The organism is Sphingobium sp. UBA5915 (assembly GCF_002431195.1).
GTDB lineage: Bacteria > Pseudomonadota > Alphaproteobacteria > Sphingomonadales > Sphingomonadaceae > Sphingobium > Sphingobium soli.
In genome coordinates this window covers 1-5,236 of sequence record NZ_DJDV01000102.1, presented here as the reverse complement: position 1 = coordinate 5,236, position 5,236 = coordinate 1, and the positions used below count along the sequence as shown (strand labels likewise).

General features: G+C 67.4%; 4 protein-coding genes and 1 pseudogene. All 5 read left to right on the top strand.

Annotated elements, in window-relative coordinates:
* Positions 1-743 (top strand): peptide chain release factor 1 (prfA, locus tag B2V90_RS19015; RefSeq protein ID WP_293922806.1); only part of this gene is annotated, 743 nt, incomplete at its 5' end.
* Entirely contained in the window at positions 740-1,591 is an 852-nt protein-coding gene (gene prmC / locus B2V90_RS19010; RefSeq protein WP_414711623.1) for a peptide chain release factor N(5)-glutamine methyltransferase, read from the top strand. The genes prfA and prmC, both read left to right, overlap by 4 nt.
* Before the next feature lie 316 nt (positions 1,592-1,907).
* Entirely contained in the window at positions 1,908-2,756 is an 849-nt protein-coding gene (locus B2V90_RS19005) for a DUF4167 domain-containing protein (protein WP_228221521.1), read from the top strand.
* Positions 2,757-2,883: 127 nt separating this feature from the next.
* Positions 2,884-4,287 (top strand): DUF4139 domain-containing protein, encoded by a 1,404-nt coding sequence (locus tag B2V90_RS19000; protein ID WP_228221523.1) that lies wholly within the window; start codon positions 2,884-2,886, stop codon positions 4,285-4,287.
* Between the two features lie 10 nt (positions 4,288-4,297).
* Positions 4,298-5,236, top strand: a pseudogene (locus tag B2V90_RS18995) (hypothetical protein); the annotation flags it as partial.

The window sequence follows — 5,236 nt, the reverse complement described above, 5'->3', positions numbered from 1 at the left end:
AAATCCGCGCCGGCACCGGCGGGGACGAGGCGGCCCTGTTCGCGGGCGACCTGTTCCGCATGTATCAGCGCTATGCCGATACGCAGGGATGGAAGATGGAGATGCTGTCGGCCAATGCGTCCGAACAGGGCGGCTTCAAGGAAGTGGTTGCCAGCATCAATGGCGCGGGCGTCTTTGCGAAATTGAAGTTCGAGAGCGGGGTGCACCGGGTGCAGCGTGTGCCGGTGACGGAAAGCGGCGGGCGCATCCACACCAGCGCCGCGACCGTCGCCGTGCTGCCCGAACCCGAAGAGGTGGACGTGCAAATCGCCGACGCGGACCTCAAGATCGACATTTATCGCGCATCGGGCGCGGGCGGGCAGCATGTGAACACCACCGATTCGGCGGTGCGCATCACCCATGTGCCGACCGGCATCGTAGTGACGCAGCAGGATGAACGGTCGCAGCACAAGAACAAGGCGAAGGCGATGCAGGTTCTGCGCGCGCGCCTGTACGAAGCCGAGCGCGAACGCACGCAGAATGAGCAGGCGGGAGCGCGCAAGGCGATGGTGGGATCGGGCGACCGGTCCGAACGCATCCGCACCTATAATTTCCCGCAGGGGCGCGTCACCGACCATCGCATCAACCTGACGCTGCATCGGCTGCCCGAAATATTGGAAGGGCCGGGCCTTTCCGAAGTGATCGACGCGCTGACGGCCGAGGATGAAGCGGCGCGGCTGGCGCAGCTGGACGGGGTGAGTTGACGGGGTCTTCCCCCCTATGCCTGACGAGCGGGAGCATCTCGGACGCGCTTCGCGCCGCCACCGACAGTCTTGCCGGTTCCAGCGACACGGCGCGGCTGGACGCGGAATTGCTGATGGCGCATGCGCTGGGCCTGTCGCGTGGTGACATGCTGATGCGGCAGCGTGACCTGAGCGCGCCGTCCGATTTCGCGGCGCTGATCGCGCGGCGGGCGGCCGGAGAGCCGGTCGCGCATATCATCGGCACGCGCGATTTCTGGACGATCACGTTGGCTGTGACGCCCGACACGCTGATCCCGCGCCCGGACAGCGAGACGCTGATCGAGGCGGCGGTCGACTATTTCGGGGCGCAGGGTCCGCAGACGGTGCTGGACCTGGGTACCGGGTCTGGCGCGCTGTTGCTCGCGGCGCTGGCGCAATGGCCGCAGGCGCGCGGGCTGGGGATCGACGCGTCGGCGGGCGCGCTGTTGGTGGCGCGGGGCAATGCGGCGCGGCTGGACTTAGGGGCGCGGGCTGACTTTCGTATTGGCGACTGGGCGACGGGGGTGGAGGGGGTGTTCGACCTGCTGCTCATCAACCCGCCCTATATTGGCGTGGATGAGCCGCTGAGCGGCGATGTGCTGCGCGAACCGGTCAGTGCGCTGTTTGCAGGGGCGGACGGGCTGGACGATTATCGCCGCATCGCGCCCGACCTGCCACGCCTGATCGCGCCGGGCGGCATGGCGGCGATCGAGATTGGTCACAGGCAGGGCGACAGCGTCGGCGCGCTGCTGGTGGCGCAGGGGTTGAACGTCGCGATCCGCCGCGACTTGGCGGGGCTTGATCGCTGCGTCATCGCCACGCGGACATGATGGGCAATGGGCGATTTACGCGCAGGAAAACGAAAATCGCTTGGTTTATGCCGGGAAAGCCACTACATCGGGTTTAGGAACGGCTCCATCTCGTGATCTGGCTACTATGGCCATGGACAGAAAAGGCCGTTTTTTACGCTCCTTAAAGTCATGACGGCGTTCGCTGCGCTAGCGCCGGTGGCGGCCAGGCAATTGGCCCGGATCATCCGGCCAGGCCCGGCGGAGCCATATTCGGCCAGTGGATGGCCGTGCTTGGGGATGGCGACTGAACAGTGTCTTCAGTGAGTTTTGACATAGCGAACGCAAGGACCATGTCTTGATCAACAACCGGCAATCCGGCCGTCGCAATCGCGGCCGGAACAATAACGGTCGACCCAATGGTGGCAACCGGGGCGGCGGCGACAATGGCAACCGCATCGACAACCGCGCGCGCGGCAATGCGGCCCAGCTTCTTGAGAAATACAAGAATATGGCCCGCGATGCGCAGATGGCCGGCGACCGCGTGAATGCCGAATATTATTTGCAGTTCGCCGACCATTATTTCCGCGTGCTGGCCGACAATCGCGCCCGCCAGGAAGAACAGCAGCAGCGTTATCGTCGCAATGACGATGACTATAGCGAAGACGGCGATGAATTCGACAGCGCCGATTATGGCAGCGACGATGGACGCGCCGACCAGTCCGAGCGCGGATCGCGCGATCAGGGCCGGGGCCAGGCGCGGGATCAGGGCCGCGATCAATCGCGCAATCAGGGCAGGGATCAGGCCAGAGACCAGGACGGTCGGCAGGATGACGAGCGCGAAGCGCGCGGCAACCGGCGCGACCGCACCCGCCGCGATCAGCAGGGCGGTGACGTCGATGCATCGACCCGGATGGAACGCGGCGTCGAAGGCCCGGCCGGCACCCCCGCCGACGCGATGAGCGAGGCTGCGCAGGCCGCGCCCGCTGCGGCTCCTGCCGCTGAAACCGAAGCGCCAAAGCCGCGTCGCGGCCGTCCGCGCAAGGTCGATGCCGCCAAGGCCGCCGATGATGCGCATGGGATGGACGCCACGATCCTGCCGCCCTCGATCGCGCGGGCGGACAATGATGAAGACGCGCCAGCCGAAGACGCACCCAAGAAGCGCACGCGCCGGCCGCGCGCGAAGGCGGCCGAGGCCGCTGAATAACAGCATCGCCCGCTATTTGGCGGCGACATCGGGGGACGATGCGAGCGCGCATCGTCCCCTTTTTGCTGCCCGCTTTCCAAGTCGCGCGCGATCCGGCACAAGGCGGACGCAAAGACTGGAGAGAGAGATGATCGCTGCGCGCCTGCCCGTCCCGTTGCTGCTGGCCCTGATGTCGGCAAGCGCCCATGCGCAGGTCGCAAGCGACCCGGTGGGCGCCAGCGCGCAGGGGGATATTGCCGTCACTATCTATAATGGCGGCCAGTCGCTGGTGCAGGATGAACGGCGACTGCCGGTCACGCAGGGCCGCAACCGCATTGAATTTCCGGATGTATCGGCGCGCATCCGGCCCGAAACGGTGAATCTGTCGGGGCCGGGCCTGTCCATCGTCGAGCAGAATTTCGATTTCGACCTGCTGTCGCCCGACAAGCTGATGGACAAGGCGGTGGGGCAGGAGGTGACGCTGGTGCGCACCAATGTCGCGACCGGGGCGGAAACGCGGGAACGGGCGAAGGTACTGGCGGCCAATGGCGGCATCGTGCTCCAGATCGGCAGCCGGATCGAAGTGCTGCGCGACGACGGCCTGCCGGTGCGGGTGGTGTTCGACCGGGTGCCGCCCAATTTGCGCGCGCGCCCGACATTGTCCGTGACGGTGGAAGCGGACCGCGCCGGGACCGTGCCCGCCCGCCTGTCCTACCTGACGCCCAATCTGGGCTGGACCGCCGATTATGTCGCGATGTTCGACGCCGCGAAGCAGGCGATGGACATGCAGGGATGGGTGACGCTGACCAACAATACGGGCACGACCTTCACCAATGCGCGCACCCTGTTGGTGGCGGGCGACCCCGCCAATGGCGGCGGCCGGCAAGGCCGCTTTGCGCCCGGCGCGGGCGCGATCGATGCCGCCGGAACCGAAAGCGGGACGCGCGAGCGGCTGGGTGACTATTATCTCTATCCGCTGGCCGCGCGCACGACGATCGCCGACGCGCAGCAGAAGCAGGTGAGTTTCCTGGATGTGCAGGGCACCCCGGCGCGGGCGACCTATGAATATGTGAACGGGTGGCTGGGCAGTTCCGCCGAACCGATGAGCGCGTCGAGCGTGCTCAAATTTTCAACGTCAAGACAGGGCGGCCTGGGCGACCAACTGCCCGCCGGGACGATCCGCGTCTATATGCGCGACGCGCGCGGCGACCCGCAATTCATCGGCGAGAATCGCATCGACCATACGCCGATGGGATCATCCATGGCGTTGCGCACGGGCGAGGCCTTCGACGTCAAGGTCCGCCCGACCGTCGAGCAGCGCACCCGCAAGGGCGCGGACCGGTGGGAAACGCGGATGCGCTATACGCTGACGAACGCGCGACCGGAGGCGGTGACGGTTGACCTGGCGCAGCTGGGCCTGTGGGGCGACACCCGCGTGGTGCAGCAGAGCCTGGAGGGACGGCGCGTGTCGGCGGAGCGGATGGAATGGAGCGTGCCTGTGGCGGCCAATGGGTCGGCCGAACTGCTGGTCACGTTCGATTCGCGCTATTGAGCGCGACGACATGATGGCCGGGCGGCTGATCCTTGTCCTTGCGCTGGCGTTAGCGGCGGTGGTGCCAGCGATGACGCGGGCGCAAACGCTGGTGTCGCCACGGCCCGATACGGTGGCGCTGACCATTTATCGCCAGCCTGGCCGCGTGCGCGGCGCGATCGACCCGCAATGGCCGCGCGGCTATGCGCTCGTCACGGAAACCCGCACCATCGACCTGCCGCAGGGCGAAAGCGTGATCCGGTTCGAGGGCGTGGCCGAAGGGTTGATGCCGGAAACGGCCGTGCTGTCCGGCTTGCCGCAGGGGGTGCGGGAGAAAAATCGCGACGACCGGCTGTTGTCGCCCGCAGGACTGGTCGACGCCTATCTCAAGCGCAGCGTGACGCTGCGCCGCACCGATCGCGCCACGGGCAAGGTGACGCAGCAGGATGCGGTCATCACCGCAGGGCCGGCGGGCGGCGTGATCGTGCGCACGGCGCAGGGTTATGAGGCATTGGGGTGCAGCGGCCTGCCCGAACGGATGCTTTACCCGCAGGCCCCCGCCGACCTGTCGGCGCGCCCGACGCTGTCGGTGATCGCGACTGCCGATCGGCCTACGCGCGCGACCGTGCAGCTGACCTATCTGGCGCAGGGGTTCGACTGGGCGGCCAATTATGTCGCGGAGCGGCGCGCGGACGGCCGGATCGACCTGATGGCGTGGCTGACGCTGGCCAATGGGGGCGTGACGGGCTTTGCCGATGCGAAGGTCGCGGTGATCGCCGGGCATCCCAACCGGGAGGCGCGGGCGTTGCTGCGGCGGCAGGCGACCGGTGCGCTCAGCTTACGCTGCTGGCCGATGGACGGCACCAGCACCCACCCGCGCTGGGGATTGCCGCCGGTGGCGATGGCGCAGCGGATGGAGCGGGCGGAGGATATCGTCGTGACGAGCGCGCGGCTGGCGGCGCCGGCTCCA

Bases quoted from the DNA above. Each gene is read 5' to 3' on its own strand.
- B2V90_RS19000 (WP_228221523.1), top strand. From the start codon at position 2,884: ATGATCGCTGCGCGCCTGCCCGTCCCGTTGCTGCTGGCCCTGATGTCG.